General features: G+C 41.1%; 17 protein-coding genes. 6 read left to right on the forward strand and 11 right to left on the reverse strand.

Features of this window, described 5'->3' with window-relative positions; translation table 11 throughout:
• Window positions 1-98 precede the first annotated feature (98 nt).
• The 9 genes from KPY62_RS06285 to KPY62_RS06315 all read right to left on the reverse strand — a co-directional run bounded on the left by KPY62_RS06285 (window position 99) and on the right by KPY62_RS06315 (window position 9328).
• Entirely contained in the window at window positions 99-569 is a 471-nt protein-coding gene (locus KPY62_RS06285; RefSeq protein WP_324033873.1) for a chemotaxis protein CheX, read from the reverse strand.
• Between the two features lie 6 nt (window positions 570-575).
• Window positions 576-860, reverse strand: coding sequence for a response regulator (locus tag KPY62_RS06290; protein ID WP_228730590.1), 285 nt, complete (start codon window positions 858-860; stop codon window positions 576-578).
• Between the two features lie 182 nt (window positions 861-1042).
• Complete coding sequence (locus KPY62_RS13720; protein ID WP_228730591.1) at window positions 1043-1594, reverse strand: ATP-binding protein; 552 nt, start codon at window positions 1592-1594, stop codon at window positions 1043-1045.
• A gap of 120 nt (window positions 1595-1714) precedes the next feature.
• On the reverse strand, window positions 1715-1915 hold the full coding sequence (locus KPY62_RS13725) for a hypothetical protein (RefSeq protein ID WP_228730592.1): 201 nt from the start codon (window positions 1913-1915) through the stop codon (window positions 1715-1717).
• A 33-nt stretch (window positions 1916-1948) separates the two neighbouring features.
• A complete protein-coding gene (locus KPY62_RS13730) occupies window positions 1949-2638 on the reverse strand; it encodes a hypothetical protein (protein WP_228730593.1) in 690 nt (229 codons plus the stop codon).
• A gap of 45 nt (window positions 2639-2683) precedes the next feature.
• Complete coding sequence (locus KPY62_RS06300; protein ID WP_216581260.1) at window positions 2684-2857, reverse strand: hypothetical protein; 174 nt, start codon at window positions 2855-2857, stop codon at window positions 2684-2686.
• Between the two features lie 620 nt (window positions 2858-3477).
• Window positions 3478-4737, reverse strand: coding sequence for a multidrug effflux MFS transporter (locus tag KPY62_RS06305; RefSeq protein WP_416384029.1), 1260 nt, complete (start codon window positions 4735-4737; stop codon window positions 3478-3480).
• Between the two features lie 176 nt (window positions 4738-4913).
• The gene (locus KPY62_RS06310) at window positions 4914-5726 is read right to left on the reverse strand and encodes a crotonase/enoyl-CoA hydratase family protein (RefSeq protein WP_216581261.1); all 813 of its coding nucleotides are present in this window, start codon (window positions 5724-5726) and stop codon (window positions 4914-4916) included.
• 122 nt (window positions 5727-5848) lie between these two features.
• Complete coding sequence (locus KPY62_RS06315; RefSeq protein WP_216581262.1) at window positions 5849-9328, reverse strand: ATP-binding protein; 3480 nt, start codon at window positions 9326-9328, stop codon at window positions 5849-5851.
• Between the two features lie 284 nt (window positions 9329-9612).
• Here KPY62_RS06315 and cysM point away from each other — a divergent pair, with 284 nt between their 5' ends.
• The 6 genes from cysM to KPY62_RS06345 all read left to right on the forward strand — a co-directional run bounded on the left by cysM (window position 9613) and on the right by KPY62_RS06345 (window position 18097).
• Window positions 9613-10566 carry a cysteine synthase CysM gene (cysM, locus tag KPY62_RS06320; protein ID WP_216581263.1) on the forward strand — a complete coding sequence of 318 codons (954 nt, stop codon included), beginning with the start codon at window positions 9613-9615 and terminating at the stop codon, window positions 10564-10566.
• 117 nt (window positions 10567-10683) lie between these two features.
• Window positions 10684-11508 (forward strand): 3'-5' exonuclease, encoded by an 825-nt coding sequence (locus tag KPY62_RS06325; RefSeq protein WP_216581264.1) that lies wholly within the window; start codon window positions 10684-10686, stop codon window positions 11506-11508.
• Between the two features lie 193 nt (window positions 11509-11701).
• Complete coding sequence (rlmD, locus tag KPY62_RS06330; protein ID WP_216581265.1) at window positions 11702-13249, forward strand: 23S rRNA (uracil(1939)-C(5))-methyltransferase RlmD; 1548 nt, start codon at window positions 11702-11704, stop codon at window positions 13247-13249.
• 624 nt (window positions 13250-13873) lie between these two features.
• Window positions 13874-16429 (forward strand): RelA/SpoT family protein, encoded by a 2556-nt coding sequence (locus KPY62_RS06335; protein ID WP_216581266.1) that lies wholly within the window; start codon window positions 13874-13876, stop codon window positions 16427-16429.
• A gap of 62 nt (window positions 16430-16491) precedes the next feature.
• Window positions 16492-17475, forward strand: coding sequence for a bifunctional DNA-formamidopyrimidine glycosylase/DNA-(apurinic or apyrimidinic site) lyase (mutM, locus tag KPY62_RS06340; protein WP_216581267.1), 984 nt, complete (start codon window positions 16492-16494; stop codon window positions 17473-17475).
• 178 nt (window positions 17476-17653) lie between these two features.
• The gene (locus KPY62_RS06345) at window positions 17654-18097 is read left to right on the forward strand and encodes a hypothetical protein (protein WP_216581268.1); all 444 of its coding nucleotides are present in this window, start codon (window positions 17654-17656) and stop codon (window positions 18095-18097) included.
• Between the two features lie 131 nt (window positions 18098-18228).
• Here KPY62_RS06345 and mscL read toward each other — a convergent pair whose 3' ends face one another.
• Both mscL and typA read right to left on the reverse strand, forming a co-directional pair.
• Window positions 18229-18672: a large conductance mechanosensitive channel protein MscL gene (gene mscL, locus KPY62_RS06350; protein ID WP_216581269.1), complete on the reverse strand. Its 444-nt coding sequence runs from the start codon at window positions 18670-18672 to the stop codon at window positions 18229-18231.
• Window positions 18673-18947: 275 nt separating this feature from the next.
• The gene (gene typA / locus KPY62_RS06355; protein WP_216581270.1) at window positions 18948-20795 is read right to left on the reverse strand and encodes a translational GTPase TypA; all 1848 of its coding nucleotides are present in this window, start codon (window positions 20793-20795) and stop codon (window positions 18948-18950) included.
• Window positions 20796-20862 lie beyond the last annotated feature (67 nt).

The raw sequence follows: 20862 nt of genomic DNA on the forward strand, positions 1-20862 counted from the left end.
TAATCAGATATAACAGATTATAAAAATAGCTGCGCTGTATCTTACCATATATAGCTACCCAAGCTCCAGTAGTTTATTTATTGATCTAGCAGGGCTAACTAAGCAATACAAATCCCTATCACCACCTGATAACCACCCCAGCTAAACGGGGTAATATAGCTATTACGATCTTTTGGCAAATAGGCAGCACTAGGTGCTCCTACTACTATTTCTGGTGGGGCAATGATAAAATCAATGCCGAATTCAGTACGAGCATTACCAGCGATAGTATTCGCCACTTCTCTAGCAATATCTACTAGGTTCTCTTCGCTGGCATCGATCTCCCCTAAACTCTGTAAAATACAGCACAACAAGCTTTGGGTAGCTGAAAAATATACTACGCCTTTTTGCTCTCCTGACACCCTGATTATCCCAGTATAGTCATAGACTTTAGGCTGCTTATCAGCTGATAGATAAGGGCTCTCGACCTTAAGGGCTTCACCACTTAGCTGGGCAAAATAGTTGGAGATGATCTGTAAAAAAACTTGTAACTTTTTCTCTTTTATAATCGCATCCATTTCATAGGTCACGTCACGTTACTCTTGTACTAACTCATACAACGATTCGATAAGCTCGTCTTCTGAAAACGGTTTGCATAAAAAGCCACTACCTCCTAACGACAAAGCATGAATTCCTGTAGATTTATCCGATAAAGCAGACACCACTAAAATACGTACTTCAGGATCAAGAGTAATTATTCTTTCAATACATTCAAGCTCATCCATTTGCGGCATAGTCAAATCCATAGTGACCACATCAGGACAGTGGATATTGAATTTTTCAACAGCCTGTACCCCGCTGTTAGCAGTCGCCACTAGCATGAACTGTCCTCAATAATAAGCACGCTGAATACGATTTCGAATAATATTTGAATCATCAACAATCATTAATTTATACATGGAGCACTTATTATCCTTTATTAAGCTGCTGGTAAGGTAATGACAAAGCGCGTCATCTTATCCAACTCACTTTTTACATTGAGCTTACCAGCATGTTCTTTGACTTAAGCTTTGATAATATCCAAGCCAACACCGCAACCACCATCTTCATCTGCGTCATCTTTAGTAGAGAACCCAGAAGAAAACAGCTGTTTTAACAGGTCAGTGCGATTCAAATTGCTAGCCTGCTCTACGCTATAACGATTCATTGCCACTAGTTTGTGACGAATACTGTCGTAGTCGATACCTTGACCATCATCTTGCGGAATGATAATGAAGTCTTGACCCTCATTTTTAATTTCTATATCGATAATGCCAACAATAGGTTTACCCTCTAACTGCCGAGCAGCAGGCGCTTCAATTCCATGTACCACAGCATTACGTAATAACTGCACACTGATCTCTTTGATTGAAGTTCTGAGATGCTCAGGAATAATAGTTTTCGCTAAGGTTTCACTATTGAGCTGTACTTGCTTATCCTGTCTTACAGCGATATCTTGAGCAAAGTCTTGATAATAAGAGAGGAGATAACGGTTTGGCTCATCGTCTAAGTCGATATATATACCTGATTCTAGGTCTGCTTCATCTAGATTATTAGGGACAGCCACTAGCGGCATGATTTCAGCAGTATCGTCAGCTGGTTTTGTGGCATTAAGTGTTACTAAATTTCCCGCCCTACTATTATCGCTACTAATTAAACTGCTATTTTTACTGCTGATAGCGCTAGTAGGTAATTCTCAATTTATACATTGGCCTAAGGTTTCGATAGTCTCAGATAACATGAATAATTCATCCAAGTGGATAGCCAAAGCCAAGAAGTCGTTGCCTGCTAGCTCGCTTTGGTTCTGTAACGCCTGCAACTTATCTCCGGCTTCCGATGAGATTTTAGTAAAGCCGTGCAGTTTGAGAGCAGAGGACTCGCCTTTTAAGCTATGCATGTCACGATAAATCGCTTTCAGCTTATTCTCCAGCTAATATTGTGAGCTGCCAGTATTTTTCAAAATACTATTCATTTTTTCGATGTACAATTTCGTATTGCTAATGAACTCATTAATAGTGGTCGGTTCAACATTAAGAATAGTAGTAAGCATCTCGATTTGCATATCGTTTTGGCTACGTTCTTTCTCTAAACGCTGCTCTAAGTAAACAGCATCTGAAACATCGTTGATGTTAACTAAAATACGCGCAATGCTTTTATCTTCATAAACCCGAGGAAACTTAAAGTCCAAAAATCGGCTATTGGCCCCTTTTTCATTCGAGGCATTATGCAACATGACTTTATGTAGAGGATTTAGAGCATCAACTAGCTTTTCTTTAACCCGAGGGTTATAAAGCTGCTCAATAAATTGCTGCGTGGTATTGAGGTCTGTATCAGAGATACGGCCACGTAAGACGTTAGTAAAATTCTCACCTGCTAGGCTTGGTGTCCCAATAATGGTGGTGAGTGCTTTGGAGTAAGGCGCCCATAAATTTGAGGTTTCTTCGACGAATTTTATCTGTTCAGACTTCGTTAAAGTTTCATAAGCGACTTGATCGCTACCAATCTTGACATCAACGCACTGCTTTAGAATGGTAATTTTTTCATCAATTTCTTGGGTTGATTTAGCAACTTTTACGGCTTGCGGTTGAGTAACACTAGCAGGCTGTTGACCGCTGCGCATAGTGTTGAGTAGGTATGTATCTTGAGTTAGGATTTGAATGTCGCTTTAAAGCTTAGTACTCAGTGATACTGCAGCTCGTAAATCAAGGATTTTGAGTGAGTTATAGATACTAGTAATCAAAATATCTGAACTTAAAATCAAGAAAATAATGACCGAGATAATGATTGGGGCATAGCGACTCTTAGGAGTGTTGGTACTCGATTGTGGCGATGCATCCATAATTGACTTCCTTGTCTAAATTAAATTTTAAAGATTGCAATAAGTGCAATAATTGACAAATTCCTGAGTGTTTATTTTTATTTTCCTATCATGATAAGCCTTAAAACCTCATTATTTTAACGATTCAGTTGGATTTGCAAACCGCTATTACTACTCATTTAGAACTATAAATCTAGATCAAAAAAGCCCGACTAAAAACGACTTCCAGATAATTTTTATTCTATGACATTTTCAAGGATAATTTTTATGAAATATCTTATGATGTAGATAATTATCTAACTAAGTAATTTAGATAATATTCACTATTTTAGTAAGAAAATAACTAATAGTTAACTATTAACTTGTTAGATCAGTCTTATAAAAAATAGAATTAAGTTGACTATTTTTTAATTATGCAAGCCTATATAATAGGGAGTAAAGGCTATATAAATAAAAACGGATAGTAGAAAAAAAAGTTTTATTGTCTATAGATTTGACCATTAATTGCAGGGCATTAGGATAAAAACAGAAACTCGAGTACTAAAAAAGCATCCAAAATCTAGCTGATTTATGGATGCTATTAACTACTTTCTGAATGCTTTTTGACTGATTGTAATCAAGAAACTATTGGTTTAATCCTATTACTCAGCATCATCAAGATTGAGATTGCGATCTATTTGCCAAATCAAATAGCAGCCTAAGCTCATGAGTACGAACATGGCAGTACCAATCTTTAGTACCGGATTAACGGGGAATAAATTCAGTAATAACCCCCCAAAAATACCTACTGAAAACATCAATGAACCTTGTAAAGCGCTGGCCATACCGGCGCGACGTTTCTGAAAGGCCAAGGCTATAGCAGAGGCATTCGGTTGGGTAAGACCTAAACCGGCAATACAGAAAAAGATACACGCCAACACTAAGGGTAACCAAGCATCGGTCCCAAGGACTAAACCAATGACGAACAGGGCTGCAGCAGAAATAACCTGCATCATAGCCCCAAAACGCAAAATACTCAGAATGCGGAAGCGATTAGTCAGCCACTGATTCAACTGGGTTAGAGCTACAAATCCAGCAGCATTGAGACCAAATATCCAACCAAAATGAGTAGCTGAAATACCATAAGTATCCATGATTAACTCAGAAGCGGCACTAATGTATACGAACATTGCGCCCATTAGCAAGCCACCGCCAATCGCCGGATAACTAAAGGTAGGATCCTTTAACAAGTCCCAGTACTGACTCAATACTTCTTTAGCAGGTTGCACATTACGATTCTCTTCAGTCAAGGTTTCAAAGAAGAAAAACTTAGTCAATAATAAATTCAGAGCACCAAAAGCCGCTAAAAACCAAAAGATAGAGTGCCAGTTAAAAAACCGTAAAAATAAGGCCCCAAGGGAGGGTGCTAATATCGGTGCCAAACCCATTACCAATATCATGATAGAAAAGGCTTTCGCCGTTTGCCTAGCAGTGAGACGATCACGAATAGCTGCACGAGTCACTACTGCTCCTACGCAAGCTCCCAGTGCTTGTACCGTACGACCAGCGAACAAAACGTATTCATTATTAGTAGTAGCACAGATTATAGAGGCAATTATATATAGCGTCATACCGAAGTATAAGGGTTTGACGCGGCCGACTCGATCACTAAAGGGGCCATAAAACAGCTGACCAAATACCAAACCTATAAAGTAGGCTGGTACTGAGTTGGCCATAAATGCGGTTGATACCCCAAAGCTATCAGCCATAGCCGGTAGCGCTGGTAAGTACATATCGATAGATAACGGCCCGACTGACACAATAAGTCCTAACATCATAATCCAGGCGACAGGCAGCTCCGCCGAGCGCACTCTAGTAGGAGTAGCAGTGTTAGAGGATAGAGTAGGTTTTGGAGCGGACATAGCGGAGACCATTTGACAGTAAAGGAGTTATCAGGGCGCACAAAAATGCAGCCGGACAGTGTTATATCGTACTGTCTGGTTTTATTTCAATAGGTGGCAAGCGCTTATCAAGTATAGTCTGAGTAAATGGCTATACTTAATTAACGCTAATAATGAGCAAGATAAAAGCTCAGAGGCTAGCTAAATTGACGTTTGCTAAATTCAGTAGCAGCTACCTTAGCTTTTTTGAGAGCCAATTTGCGATTTCTTCCCAGCATTAATTTGACTTGCCAAGCTTTTTCTTTATACAGCGTTAGGGCTGACTGTTGATACATCGCATTGACAATACGTTTGCTGGCTAATACAGCGTCAGGTGAGCGCAGTGCTAACTCGGCAGCTAAAGTATGTGCTTGCTTTAACGGCTCATCGCTACAATGGCTAACTAAACTTAATGCGTGCGCTTGCTCAGCACTGATAACACGAGCCGTCATTGCTAGCTCCTTTAATATATCAGCAGGGATGATGCCTAATGCTGATTGAGTAAGTCCCATATCTGGCACTAGTCCCCATTTTGCTTCCATGATTGACAGTTGACACTCAGGATGACTGATACGAATGTCACAAGCCAGCGCTAGTTGTAGCCCGGCGCCAATACAGTGACCTTCTAGTACTGCAATGACTGGAATAGGCAGCTCACGCCAGACCAAACAAACTCGTTGGAATAAGCTTTGTCGCGGTTTAATAAGTTGCCACAACGCATAAGCTTGGTTTTTAGGCTGATTAAGATCACTCAAATCAATACCAGCACAAAAAGTGCCTTCAGCACCCTTAATGATGACCGCGCGCAGAGCCTTATCTTTACTAATCTTAGCAGCAACAGCGATTAACTCAGCCATCATCGCAAAGCTCATAGCGTTCTTTTTTTGGGGCCGATTCAAAGTCACCGTCAAGATAGCTTGATTGACCGTGACTTGTAGAGTTTGATACTGATAGGAGGCAACAGCGTGCATGGCAATCCTTTACGATGAATAAGTAACAATAAACGATAAATTGAGTTGATTAAGCTATAAATCATAGCAGGGTTGTCTCTAAACAGCCTTAGCAATAACTGACCCTACATTCAAGAAAAGCGTTAAATCATTTTCCAGTTCATATCATTTTCATTAAGGCGATGGTAGTTCAGCTGAGTATAGGAAGATAAATCAAGCGTTTGTAGCCGAGTCAATGCCAATAAAAGCGCTTCATAATAAGGTTTGAGCATCGCAAATTGTGCCGGTGTAGTATGTTGCAAGTTTAGTAGGCACTTGTCTTCTAGGTTTTGGCTAGTTTGGCGCAGTTGAGGTACGCCAGTATAGCGACTGCCACCTAAAATACGGTGGGCAATCTGTGATAGCTCATAGCGATCACGTGCCTGCCACGCTTGCGATAGTGCCTCTTTTTCATCGGCGATAGTTTCCAGCATCATAAGTATCAATTTGGCAGCTAGATCTGGCTTGTTTGCTGCACGAGTCAGAGCATCTTCCCAATCCAGAATACTTAAAGCATCTGAATTATCTTTCAATATAGTACTGTCATTAGTAACCATTAATGGTTGCTGCGAGGGATACTGATTGACTAGCATAGGACTGAGATGGCTATGCAACTGCGAACCTTGCTCTACATCAGTAGTTATTTCTAATAGCCACTGTTCATTAGACAGACTTTGATTACGTGGTTGTAGAGCTTGCGTAGTCTTATGCCAATACCCATCATTTGGCTGGCTATCACGTAAGTAGTCGTCTCTAATTTTTTTTAGGGCTAAGGGTCTAGCTATTCTTTTATCAGCTTGCAGTACTGTATCTTTGGCACTAGTGGCCATACTGACATCACTATTGATGCTGCTAGCCCCTATGCGACTCTCACTACCAATCATATTGGCTTCAGCGCTATAACCATCGCTTAGTTCTTCATCTATAGCTAAGCTATGCTTAAGCATATTGACACTAGTCACTGCCGTTTCATTATTAGGCGCTGCTAAACCATCGGCTTTGGTATTAGTAGTACGTCCCAGCCATTTTTGCAGCATTTGTAGTAGCTGTGGTTGGCTAATAGGTTTGCCTACATAGTCGTCAATGCCACTGGCAATCAGCTTATCGCGCTCATCAGCCAGACCATGCGCAGTCAAGGCAATGATAGGAATATGACTATCAGGATGCTCTATTTTTCGTATTTGTGCTGCGGCTTCACGCCCTGACATACGTGGCATCTGGATATCCATAAAGATAAGCTTAATACGGTCTTTATCGTCAATACGTAGGTTGTCTTCACTAGTGCTTTGTGACATGGGCATACTACTGACTTGCTCACGAGTTTCCGCTTTTGATATTTGAGTTTTTTTCGATAAGCTATCAGGTTTAGGCTTAAGTGTTTGGGTGCTTGTTGACTGTTGCTTACTAATAATTTCAATAGCTTCAAAGCCGCTGCTAGCAGTCACTACCTTGATACCAAGCTCACTCAATAGTGCGTCCAATACTAGTAAGTTCGGTAAGTGATCGTCAACTGCCAGCACTGTAACCCCTTGCCAAGTTGGCAGCTGGGCTTTTATAGGGGTATTGCTCTTTTGAGTATCTAGCATAGCGTATAGCTGACGCTTGTCTAATGGCTCATATAATATATTGGCATGATAGCGATTCAATAACGCCTGATCAGCGGCAACTTGATAACCAAATACCGCCAGCTTACCTTGATAATGTAAGCGAATTTGTTTTAGCAATGCCATCATGTCATCTTGAGTATCATTATCGACGATAACCCAATCCCAATAATTTCCTTGCTCCTTTAGTGACTCGAGTACCCCTGGTAAAGAGTTGGCTTGGGTCAATTTAATCGGCAGGTTTTGCAAGCTAGCTTTTAGTACTTGTCTAGAGGCTGTATGATTGATCCAAACTAACACATGAAACTCATCGGCAGCGCTAGCCAAAGGTGCTAACACTGGTAAGGCAATAGTCTGACCAGTCGCCGCTTTTAATACGTCAACATGAGCAGGCATCCGAAACCAAAATGTCGCCCCTTGATTGTCAATATTCTCTCGCGCATTGTCATAAAAGCCTATATCACCACCCATCAATCGCGTTAATTGCTTGGAAATAACTAGGCCTAATCCTGTGCCACCATACTGACGAGTAATAGAAGGATCACCTTGACTAAAGCTCTGGAACAGCATTTTTTGATCCGATTCTGAGATACCTTTGCCACTATCTTGCACGCTAATCATAAGGTAGTTTTCTTGATAGTCGTCCAAGCTCACTCGCACTACCACTCCTCCACTGTCTGTGAATTTAATGGCATTACCAACGATATTAGTCAGTATTTGTTTGAGGCGCATGGCATCGCCATTGATACGCATTGGCACATCGTTATAAAACAATACGGCGGTACGTAGGCCCTTTTCTGCAGAGACTGGTGACAGCATATCTACGACATCATAGATAGTGTCATACAGATCAAACTCGTGGCTATCAAGGAGCAATTTACCCGCTTCAATTTTAGAAAAATCCAACACATCATTGACTAAAGCTAGCAGATGCGCTGAGGATTTACGAATAGTTTGTACATATAAATCTTGCTCAGAATTTAGCTCACCGTGACGCGCCAGCAAGTTAATAAACCCATCAATGCTGTTGAGTGGCGTACGTAGCTCATGACTGATATTAGCCAAAAAAGCCGACTTTGACTCGCTAGCTGAAATAGCGACATCGCGTGCATTACGGATAGAGATGTTTTGCATCTCCATCTCATCAAAGGCCAAACGCAAGTCATCTTCGGTTTGTTCAGCATGATCTTTGAGCTCTTGAAAGCTACTATGCAGACGGCGTAAGGCTTTGACTAAATCTTGTTGTAATAAGTTCAATTCACCGTCAGATTCGACCAGAATAGGCTTATATAGATTATCGACATGGGTACGTTGCAAGCGCAAGCGTAGCTCATAGATGGGAGCAATCCAACGCTTAGCATAGATATTAAGGCTGAGTAGTAATATCAATATGGTGAATAAACCGGTAATCACCAAGGCCATTGCAATACGGTAACGCGCAATATATAAAGGCTCGTTATCCATATCAATGAGCAGCCATAACTTTTGGCCTTTAAACTCGCCCAACATACTACCGTAAGCCGTTCCCACTGACGTCGCTTGTTTAGACAAAGCACGTTGATTACTGTCTACAGCTGGCCAAGTTTCGTTAACCCCATAGCCGACGCTAGCCAGTACTTTATTGTCCTCATCGATAATAGCAATACGCTGCACATGTTGCTCAGACTGCATACGACTAAGCTTATCGCGAATGGCAGCTAGGGTCGCCATTGCTTCTTGCGACTTGATATCAGGGTTAGTCAGGTCAGTATCAGACGATGACACCCCAAACTGTAGATCGGGAATAAGCTCTGTCACCATAGGCTTATAACGGATCAATACCGCTTCGGCTAATGCTTCTTGTTCTGAGTTGCTGGCACGCATGGTTTCGTAAAACACCAAAATACCACCTACTGCTGCTAACAAGCATATCGGCAAAAAAACCAATATAATAAGTTGACCATAAGCACTACTAGTATTAAAGCGTTTTTTGTATGCCATGCTATGTTTAAACCTCATTTACCGTTGTATAGTTATCACTAACAAGCTGACTATAGCGATTATTTTATCAGTTATCTAACCAGTAACCTATCATTGGATGCGGTTCGATAAATGCACTTAATAAAAGCCAGTTACCAATAATAGTACTTGCCTTGAGCGCAGCGAAAAACAACCTGATATACTGACACAGCACTTTTTGGTCTTCAAAATGATAGAGCAAAAACAAAATTGACCGGTTAGTTATTCATTGATAATACCCATTAAACGATACTCTAGGATGCCTTATGTCGTCTACGACCATAGCGAATACCAACTTTATCACCCAAACAACTGCCCTTGCTGATTGCGTAGGTCAGACGCCTTTGGTCAAGCTGTACCGTTTACCTAAACTAGAAAACATCGATAACGGTGCGCAGCTGTTGGCTAAGCTTGAAGGTAACAATCCTGCAGGCTCAGTGAAAGATCGTCCTGCCTTTAACATGATCTATCAAGCGGAGCAGCGTGGCGATATCAAGCCTGGTGATACTTTAATAGAAGCTACTAGTGGCAATACTGGCATTGCTTTGGCTATGGTTGCCGCCATGCGTGGCTATCCTATAACTTTGCTAATGCCGACTAATTCAACCCAAGAGCGCAAAGATGCGATGATCGCTTATGGTGCTACTTTGATTGAAGTTGATGAAGGTATGGAGGCGGCGCGTGATTTAGCGCTACAGATGCAAAACGATGGCTTAGGGATAGTATTAGATCAGTTCAATAATCCCGATAATAAACAGGCGCATTATTTGACTACTGGCCCAGAATTATGGCAACAAACAGACGGTAAAATTACTCACTTTATTAGCTCTATGGGTACTACTGGTACTATTACTGGCGTAGGACAGTATTTAAAAGAGCAAAACCCAGCAGTACAAATTATCGGTTTACAACCTGATGAAGAAGCTTCTATTGCTGGTATTCGTCGCTGGCCCGCTGCTTATATGCCCGGTATTTATGACGCTGATATCGTTGATAAAATTATGGATATCGACCAGTACACCGCTGAAGTTTATATGCGCAAGATGGCTAAAACTGAAGGTATTTTTGCTGGAGTATCTTCTGGTGCAGGGGCTTGGGCAGCGTTACAGATTGCTAAGGATAACCCAAATGCTGTCATAGCTTTTATTGTCTGTGACCGTGGCGATCGTTACCTTTCAACGGGTCTTTATAATATTAACGACGACTTGGATAATGGCTAGCTAGTTAACTGATTTGTTGCTTATTATGACAGTCAGTTGGCTAAAACTAGTGAATGATCAGCTAATAAATAAGCCCGCTAACAATAATGAAAATAGTGACTAGTAAGAGAGCTATCTATGACATATGCCCTACCCGCTAATCCAGTATTGGTCTTTGATATTGAAACCGTCGCTGATACTGCTGCCGCACATCGCATTTATCCGCAGCTGAGCGATCTCAATGATGCCGACACTTTATCAGCGCTAACCGCTATTCGTCTGCAAGAAGCTGGCCACGATTTTATGCGTTTGCCATTGCAGCGTATTGTCTGTATCTCTGCGCTCTATATTAAAGGCGGTCAGTTATCCCTATTTTCTCTAACGGCTGATAGGTTCAGTGAAGAAGAGATTCTAACTAAGTTTTTCCGAGCTTTTAATGAAGTTGAAAAACTGCCGCAGCTAATCAGCTGGAACGGTTCTGGATTTGATATCCCAGTGCTTATCTACCGTGCTATGCAGTATAATTTATCAGCGCCTTGGCTGTTTGAAGAAGGTGAGCGTATCAAAAACATGCGCTTTGATAATTACGTCAATCGTTTCCAAACCCGCCACCTTGATCTGATGGATAGATTTAGCCAATACGGCGCTAGTCGTCGTGAAGCTATGGACGTAGTAGCTAGTTTGTACGGTTTACCTGGTAAAACGGCTGTAGATGGCAGTATGGTTGGGGCTTTAGTCGCAGCTGAGGATTGGCAAACTTTATCGATATATTGTGAGTCCGATGTACTCAACACTTGGTTGATTTACTTACGTTGGTTGCGCCTAACTGGCAAACTATCTTCACCAGCTTTTGATTACTGGCAGCAGCAAAGCGTTGCTTACTTAAAGGCCTTTGCTCAAGCTGATGGTAGCGCCCGTCATCAAGACTTTATGGCTAACTGGTCGTCGTTACCAAAGCTATAAGCAGTGTCTAGTTGTGAGTATTCGACACGCCTCAAATAAAACTAGCTCTAAAATTTTGTACGGTGACAGTTTTTATATACTGTATTTATATCGGCCCACCGTTTTTTACTTTATAGCAGCCAATCATTATCTTAGCGCTTTTGTATGTTAAAATTGCGGTCATTTTTCATCCCTTTATTTTATAGGCAGGTTTATGCAACCCACCGACTCAAAAACTGCTGTAGCAGATAGCTTGACTACTAAATCTAATACGCTTGCTGATGACAGTCAGGCAATTATTACCCCGCCTAACAAGAAAAAGTCTAAGCCTTCATCAAAGGTACGCCGTCGTCTAAAAGATGCTGAACCCCTGCCATTCATCATTGATGGATTATCGCATGATGGTCGCGGAGTTGCTGTGTACGGCAATGGTTTCGATGCACAAGCAGGTCACATTGAAGACAAACATGGCAAAAAAATATTTGTCAGTTTTGCTCTACCGGGCGAGAGCGTTGAAGTAAAGATAACCAATAGCCGCGCCAGTTTTGAGGAAGGGGATGCTACTAAGGTTACTGCCAATCCAAACCCTGAACGTGCTGTACCACCTTGCCCTCACTTTGGGGTTTGTGGTGGTTGTAATCTGCAACATTGGCAACCTGAGGCCCAAATTAACTTTAAGCAATCGGTTCTAGCAGAGATGTTACTGCATCAAGCCAATGTACAGCCAGATACTTGGCTACCACCAGTAGTTGGGGATCGTTTAGGCTATCGAACTAAAGCTAGATTGGGTGTACGTTATGTAGTCAAAAAGGAAACAGCGTTAGTAGGTTTTCGTGAGCGTTCGAGTAATTTCTTAGCCGAGCTCAATGAATGCCATATTCTAGATCCGCGTATTGGTTTTGAAATTGAAAATTTAAAAGCCCTAATCAGCACTCTTGAGAGTCGTAACAAAATTGCTCAGTTAGAGCTAGCTATGGGCGAATACCTCCCTGAACTGCCAGATGGTGATCAGCCAGTGGCATTAATTGTACGCAACTTAGAACCTTTATCTGACGGGGATATAGATAAGCTCAAAACCTTTTTTGCGGCGCGTAACTGGCAACTGTATTTACAGTCTAAAGGTGTCGACAGTATCCAGCGCATTGCATTAACGGCTAACGATGATATGAGTCAACAGTTCGGTCGTCTCTATTATCAGTTACCTGAATATGATCTTACTTTTGAGTTTATTCCGACTGACTTTACTCAAGTGAACCTATCTGTTAATCGGCAGATGACTAAACTGGCTTGTGACTTATTAGACCTAAAACCCGGTGAGAGAGTACTAGACTTATTCAGCGGCTTAGGTAACTTTAGTTTGCCATTAGCTCGCTTAGTTGGCGAATCAGGCTCAGTAGTGGGAATCGAAGGCAGCGAAGCTATGACTTTACGAGCTGCTGATAATGCGCGTCGTAACAATATCAATAACACTGAGTTTTATAGCCAAGATTTAACTCAAGATTGCACTGATAAGCCGTGGGCTAACCAAGGTTTTGATGCGCTACTCATTGATCCACCACGCTCTGGCGCTTGGGAGATCATGCAGTATTTACCAAAATTCAATGCTGAGCGCATAGTCTATGTTTCTTGTAATCCGGCAACTCTTGCTCGTGATACTAAGGCGCTGTTAGAGCAAGGCTATCGACTCACTCATGCAGGAGTGATGGACATGTTCTGTCATACTGGTCATGTTGAATCAATTGCCCGCTTTGAAAAGGTATAATCCAAGTCGCTTGAGTGTAGCTTCAATGATAAGGCTTGGGCACTGGTTGATACCCGCTACTGCTCAAGCAATAACTCCTATTATTTAGTAAAAATACATAGTAATATTATAAAATTTATACTAACTTATGTTTTAAGTGATTATTATTGGCAATTAGAACTTAGTCAAATTACCTTTTAACGTATAATAATTACAGACCCTTGCTTGAAAAATGGTAACAAAATAACTTATTATCACTTATTACTATACCAATAAAAATATATTGAGCGATTGACTGATTTATATATGTTTTTGCGAAATACTTTTTAAGGAAGTTCATAAAGAACAGGCTGTGTTGTACATTCACAAGTAGACACTTCTGTGTTCAATGGTGAACCAATGCTTAGCTTAAAGAGAAAGAGAAAGAGAAAAATAAAGCTAAAAATCAACGCTTTTGTATTAACTGCTATCACTTTATCAACCGTCATTATATAAAAGTAAGTTTATCGCAGTTGCCAAAAGATTTTTTCTTTAGCAACTGCGCTGTTTTATGTGATTGCTGACTTTAGGTAATAGTTTGAAGGACAGTCGATATAAAATAATAATCGACATACACAGCAGTAACTCGGTTAAAAGGAGTCAGCTATGGTAAAAATTCGTGAAGGATTGCCATTAATGGATGGGCAAACAGCAGAGACTGATAGTGCGTCATTAGCTGCGCAGCTAGTGGCCAGTCAACGTTCTCACCAATCTGCCAATAGCTATGCTCAAATTCCACTAGATATCAAGAGACAGCTCAGCACTCATAAGCTGCACACAACTTTTGATCGTTCCGCACAGCACTCCTATCATAGTCATGACCCAAAACTGAATGAAGAGTATCTCAATAGTAATTTACAAAGTCTCTCATTGATCACAGACGTTTCTAAAAATATTGATCTAGATCAAGCCAATATCGATGTGCCAATGTGGCTGGATAATGTGGCCAAGCGTATCGGTCAAGAGTCGGTTCCGAATTTAATAATGGCTTGTGAATTTATTCGCAACCGTATGAACACTACTGAATCTGAACGGTCCGGTGCTTATGTGACAGGCATTGGTATGACGGATATATTGACTTACCTCTATCAAGATGAAGATGCACTAGTCGCGGCAATGCTTTATCGTAGCGCCCGTGAATCGCTTATCAGTTTAGCTGACATTCAGAAGAGCTTCGGTACTGATATAAGCAGTTTGGTGAAAGATGCTTTGGCGATGGGCAAGCTATCGGCTATCATTGAGAGTAACAAGCGCTTAGAAGATCATTTCGCCAATAATCAACGTGATCAGCTGTCTAACATCTATAGCATGCTTATTTCAGTGACTAATGATGTGCGTGTCGTACTCATCAAGCTGGCTGAGCGTACTTTTGCTATGCGTGAACTGTCATTCTCTAATGAAGAGCGTCAGCAGCGTGTTGCTCTTGAGGTTATGACTATTTATGCCCCATTAGCCCATCGTTTAGGTATTGCCCAACTTAAATGGGAGCTTGAGGACTTAGCTTTTCGCTACTTGGCCCCTGAACGCTATAAAGAAATCGCTAAGTTACTATCTGAGAAGCGCAGTGAGCGCGAAGACTATATTCAACGAGTAGAGGATAAACTAAGCGACGCTTTAGTAGCGGCTGATATCGTCGGTGAAGTTTCAGGACGCGTCAAACACATCTACTCTATTTATCGAAAAATGAAACTTAAAGGCTTATCTTTTGATCAGCTTTATGACATTCGCGCATTACGAGTATTAGTCGAAAATCCCTCAGATTGTTATCATGCTTTAGGGCTAGTTCATGGCTTATGGCGCTATATCCCTGAGCAGTTTGATGACTATATTACTAATCCAAAAGCTAATGGTTATCGCTCGCTCCATACCGCCGTTATTGCTGAAAATAAGTCTCTTGAAGTGCAAATACGTACTCATACTATGCACTTTGAAGCTGAGCTTGGTATGTGTGCGCACGTCAACTATAAAGAGGGGCTAAAGAATAAAAAAGACAATTATCTTAATCAAAGAATTAGCTCTTTAAGACAGCTACTATCTATAAACAATGAGACTCGTAATCAGGCACGTACTGCTGTAGCTAACGCTGAAGGTATTGATAATAGCGATCTATTTGAGCTAGATGAAGAAGAGCAAACGGTTGATTTTGACGAGCTTGAACGTATTTATATATTCAGTCGTGACGGCGATATTACTGAACTCCCTAAAGGTGCTACTGTCCTCGACTTTGCTTACTACGTACACACTCAAGTTGGTAACCGTGCTCAAGCCGCTCGAGTGAATCAGCGCTATGTACCTCTCACCTACCAGCTTAAAACCGGAGAGCAAGTAGAGATTATTACTAAGTCCTCACGCGAGCCAAATCGCGATTGGTTAGTGGCGTCTTTGGGTTATATACATACCAACAGAGCACGCTCAAAGCTACGCCAATGGTTCAATAAACAGGATCGTGATAAGAATATTGAGATTGGTCGACAGATGCTTAGTAAAGAGCTCGAGCGCTTATCTTTGCATCCTAATAGTATCGACTTAAACGATTATTTGAAATTTTTTAATGTTAATAACACTGATGATATCGTTGTTGGTTTAGTCACTGGTGAAATTGGTATTCATCAGCTGATGGGACATGTTTCACGCCAGCTACATTTAGAGCCTGAAAAAGCAGAAGAGGAGTTTACTCCTAGTGTTGATCCCAAAACCACCGGTAAATTGGATGCCTATAAAATCTGTATTGATGGTTTAGATAATATTGAGATTAACTTAGCAGGCTGCTGTCACCCGGTACACGGTGAACCTATTTCTGGCTATATCACTTTATCGCGTGGTGTCAGTATTCATAATCGTGGCTGCGCTGAGTATATTCGTATGATTGAACGTGATCCTGAACGTGAAATCAGCGCTGCTTGGAAATCAAAATCTGGTCGCTATCAACCCGTTGATATCCATATAGAAGCCTACGATAGGCGTGGCTTACTGCGAGATTTGACTCAAGTTATTGATAAAGAAAATGTCAATATTAGACAAGTTCAGACTATTAGTACAGATGAAAATATTGCTTTTTTAAAATTTCATATCGAAGTCTCAGGTCTGGCGCATTTATCCAAACTATTAGCTAAACTTGAACAGCAGCCTGGAATATTGCATGCTCGGCGTGCCGTTGTTTAAAAGCGCCTTGCTATCCAGTACCATCATTAATCTTACGATAATAGAGTTTAGATAAAACCACTATGCCTGAACTGCCCGAAGTCGAAACCACTAAAACCAGCCTAAGCCCCTTATTAGGGCAGCGAGTCAGCAAAGTCGAAGTATTCCAGCCTAAACTGCGCTGGCCAATGCCTAATGATTTGACAGCTTTAGTTGGCTATTCCTTAGATCGAGTCGAGCGTCGTGCTAAGTATTTATTAGTAACTTTTAAATCTACTCAAGCTATAAGCCCAGCTGAGCATACCTTAATTATCCATTTAGGTATGTCAGGCAGTTTACAGCAGCATCCGGTAGGAACAGAAAAACGTAAGCATGACCACTTGATCATGCTGTTTGACGAAGCCGATAAGCAAACTCAATTACACTATCATGATCCAAGACGTTTTGGTGCGATACTGTGGTACAAAGAATATGCTCCTAAGCTCTTAGAGCATTTAGGCCCTGAACCGCTAGCAACAGAATTTAGTGCCGACTATCTATATCATCTTATTCAACGTACCGAGGTTAGTGATACGCCTGCTAAAGTGCCTGATAGCACATTGCTAAAATCTGTTGGCAGCTCACTAGCCCAGCAACCACTAACTTCCCACTCAGCTTCAGCTATTCAATCGCCTAGCAAAAAATCTGCCAAACGTCCTATAGCTCGGGCAATAAAATCTGTGATTATGGAACAGCAGATAGTGGTTGGTGTGGGGAATATTTACGCCACTGAAAGCTTATATTTGTCCGCTATAAATCCAGCAACGCCTGCCCATCACCTCACTTATCAACAAATAGAAGTATTAGTCGCTCATATCAAAGCTATTCTGAAAAAAGCGATAGCCCTTGGTGGCTCGACTTTACGCGACTTCACAGTCGCCAGCGGGCAAACGGGCTACTTTCAACAAACGCTGAATGTTTACGGTAAGCAAGGAGAAAGCTGTCCACATTGCGCTACGGAACTCGATAATATCAAAATCAATGGTCGTGCTAGTGTTTATTGCCCTAATTGCCAACCGTTGCAGTAGCTAATTAACCGTCAATGGCTTAGACAAGCTGAATAGATAATCATCACTGTGGTATTCATAGCTATATTTGTATTGCTTATCTGTTCTAGTCTTGTTTTAATAGTAATTACTGACAAAATTTCAGTTTTTTATAGTGCTATTTATAATAACTGGCTACTATTCTCTTTAGGAAACCATTATGACTGTTAACGCTAATTTTCAGCACTCTGTTAAGCATAAACTCATTACTGCTATTATTAGCACTAGTTGCATTGTTACTGTTATGCAGCCTGCTAGCGCAGCTATAGAAATTGATGAGACAGATTTTGGTCCCTCATACGGCACTATGGCTGTGGATACTATTGTTGGCAAGCCACTGCAACTTGCAACCGCTATCGCCGGTACTGCTACTTACCTAGTCAGCCTACCCTTTTCGCTAATCAGCGGTAATGCTGAGCAAGCTCAGCAAAAGCTATTTGTAGAGCCTTGGGATGCTATGGCACGCTGTTTAGGCTGTACAGTTGCTGAAGACAACTATTATAAATCTTCGGCGATTAGCAACAATGTGGTTCGCATAGTCGTTAACCAACCATCAGAGATCATTATCAATACTAACGACTACGTCATGGTCAATCCACAGTAATAACTCATTTTTTAGCTTCCTCTTAAGACGTTTTACCTAATAGATACCAACAAAAAAGGGCTAAATTCATAAGTTAGCCCTTTTTTGTTTTAACAAGAAACTTTGCTAAATTTATACTATTAAGTCTAATCTCATTTAGTTAAATTGTTGTTACCAAGCTTTGCGCTGATTTCACGCAACAAGAGGATATCTTCTGCTGTTGCTTCTACTGTAGGAGCAACTTCTTCTTGACGACGCAATCTATTAACAAACTTTACCATCATAAAGATAATGAAAGCTAAGATAAGGAAGTTGATTAGCACCGTAATGAAGCTACCATAAGCTAATACTGGAATACCTGCCGCTTTCAAACTAACGTAGTTTCTAGCTACCCCTTCAGGAATATCACCTAACACAAAGAACATGTTGGTAAAGTTAAGTTCACCACCGACAATCATCGCTACGATAGGCATGATAATATCTTCTACCAGAGAGGTAGTAATAGTAGCAAAAGCACCACCAATGATAACCCCAACGGCTAAGTCCATCACATTACCTTTCAGGGCAAACTCTTTAAATTCCGATACCATACTCATAAACATTCCTCCCAATTACAAAACTGCGAGTATATTGCTATTTAAGTTACACTACAGTATAAAACCGATAGCAGGTATTTTTTGACTGATATAAGGATGGGAACTTATGTTGATTATTAGAAACCAGTATTTTTACTCTGTGCATAGAAGATATTGACCTTATTTATGCCCACAAAAAAAGGCTAACTCAAAGTTAGCCTTTTTATTTTACCTAGTTTTTACTAGCAATCATTATTACTGATGATACTGACAAAAATTATTGATAAGAGTAAGTTTTAAGCACCTTTCTTACGGCCATAACGCTTACGCTCACTCTCAGTGAGATAACGCTTACGTAGGCGAATCGCTTTTGGTGTTACTTCAACTAACTCATCATCTTGGATAAACTCAAGTGCTTGCTCAAGCGTAAACTTGATTGCTGGGGTTAGCGTCAACGCCTCATCAGTACCACTAGCACGAACGTTAGTAAGCTGCTTAGCTGTTGTCGGATTGACGGCCATATCATCATTACGTGAGTTCAGACCAACGATCATACCTTCGTAAACTTCAAGCTGTGGCTCGGCAAACATTTTACCGCGTTTTTGTAGGTTGAATAGAGCAAAGCCTAAACAAACCCCTTTGGCCATAGAAACTAGTACACCGTTAGAGCGTGCGCCGACCTCACCAATTTTTTGTGGGCCATAATGTGAGAAACTGGAGGTTAAGATCCCGGTTCCAGAAGTAAGGGTTAAGAACTCAGAACGGAAGCCAATAAGACCACGAGCTGGCATAGTGGCTGCAATACGCATACGACCTTTGTCGTCAAGCTGCATATCAGTCATCTCGCCTTTACGTAGACCAACCTGTTCCATGATGCTGCCTTGATGCTGATCTTCAATATCGAAGACAACATTTTCATACGGCTCTTGTAGTTTACCATCTACTTCTTTAACGATAACTTCTGGACGCGATACAGCAAGCTCAAAACCTTCACGACGCATGTTTTCGATTAATACTGACAGATGCAACTCACCACGACCTGACACTTTGAATTTATCAGGAGAATCGGTGTCTTCTACACGCAAAGCTACGTTATGAATCAATTCGCGCTGCAGACGTTCACGAATGTTGCGTGAAGTCACAAACTTGCCTTCACGACCAGCAAACGGTGAGTTATTCACTTGGAAAGTCATAGATACGGTTGGTTCATCAACAGTCAATGGTGGCAATGCTTCAACATGATTAGGATCACAGATAGTATCAGAGATGTTTAGAGCATCAATACCAGTAATACAAATGATGTCACCGGCTTGTGCATCATCTACTTCAATACGATCAAGACCATGATAGCCCATGATTTTTAAGATACGACCGTTACGGGTTTCGCCTTCTTTATCGATTACAGTGACTTGCGTGTTGGTAGAAATACGACCACGCTGAATACGGCCAATACCGATAACACCTACAAAGCTATTATAATCAAGACTTGAAATTTGCATGCGGAATGGAGCATCTGCATCAACTTGTGGTGGTTGAACCACATCAACAATAGTTTTGAACAACGGCGTCATATCATCAGCAAGATTATCTGCTTCTAAACCGGCAATACCGTTTAGCGCTGAAGCATAAACCACTGGAAAATCTAACTGCTCATCAGAAGCACCAAGATTATCAAACAAATCGAAAATTTGATCCATTACCCAATCAGGACGTGCACCAGGACGATCAATTTTATTAATAACGACGATAGGCTTCAAGCCTTGCTCAAATGCTTTTTGAGTTACGAAACGTGTTTGCGGCATCGGGCCATCAACAGCATCAACTACTAAAAGTACGCAATCAACCATCGACATAACGCGCTCAACTTCACCACCGAAGTCGGCGTGACCTGGAGTATCGACGATGTTGATACGATACTCAGTGTCATCAGACTTATCTGTCCATCTGATAGCTGTATTCTTAGCCAAAATGGTAATACCACGTTCTTGCTCAATATCACCAGAATCCATTGCACGTTCTGCAATGTTTGCACGGTCACCAAAAGTACCTGACTGATGTAATAGTTTATCGACCAAAGTAGTTTTACCGTGATCAACGTGGGCAATGATTGCAATATTACGCAAGTGTTTGATATCGTTCGCCATATAAAATGCTCGTTTTGTCTTAATAAAATGTAGTAGCAGTAAACACTGTTGAATAAAATATTAGGAT

Source organism: Psychrobacter sp. TAE2020, from assembly GCF_018919485.1.
GTDB lineage: Bacteria > Pseudomonadota > Gammaproteobacteria > Pseudomonadales > Moraxellaceae > Psychrobacter.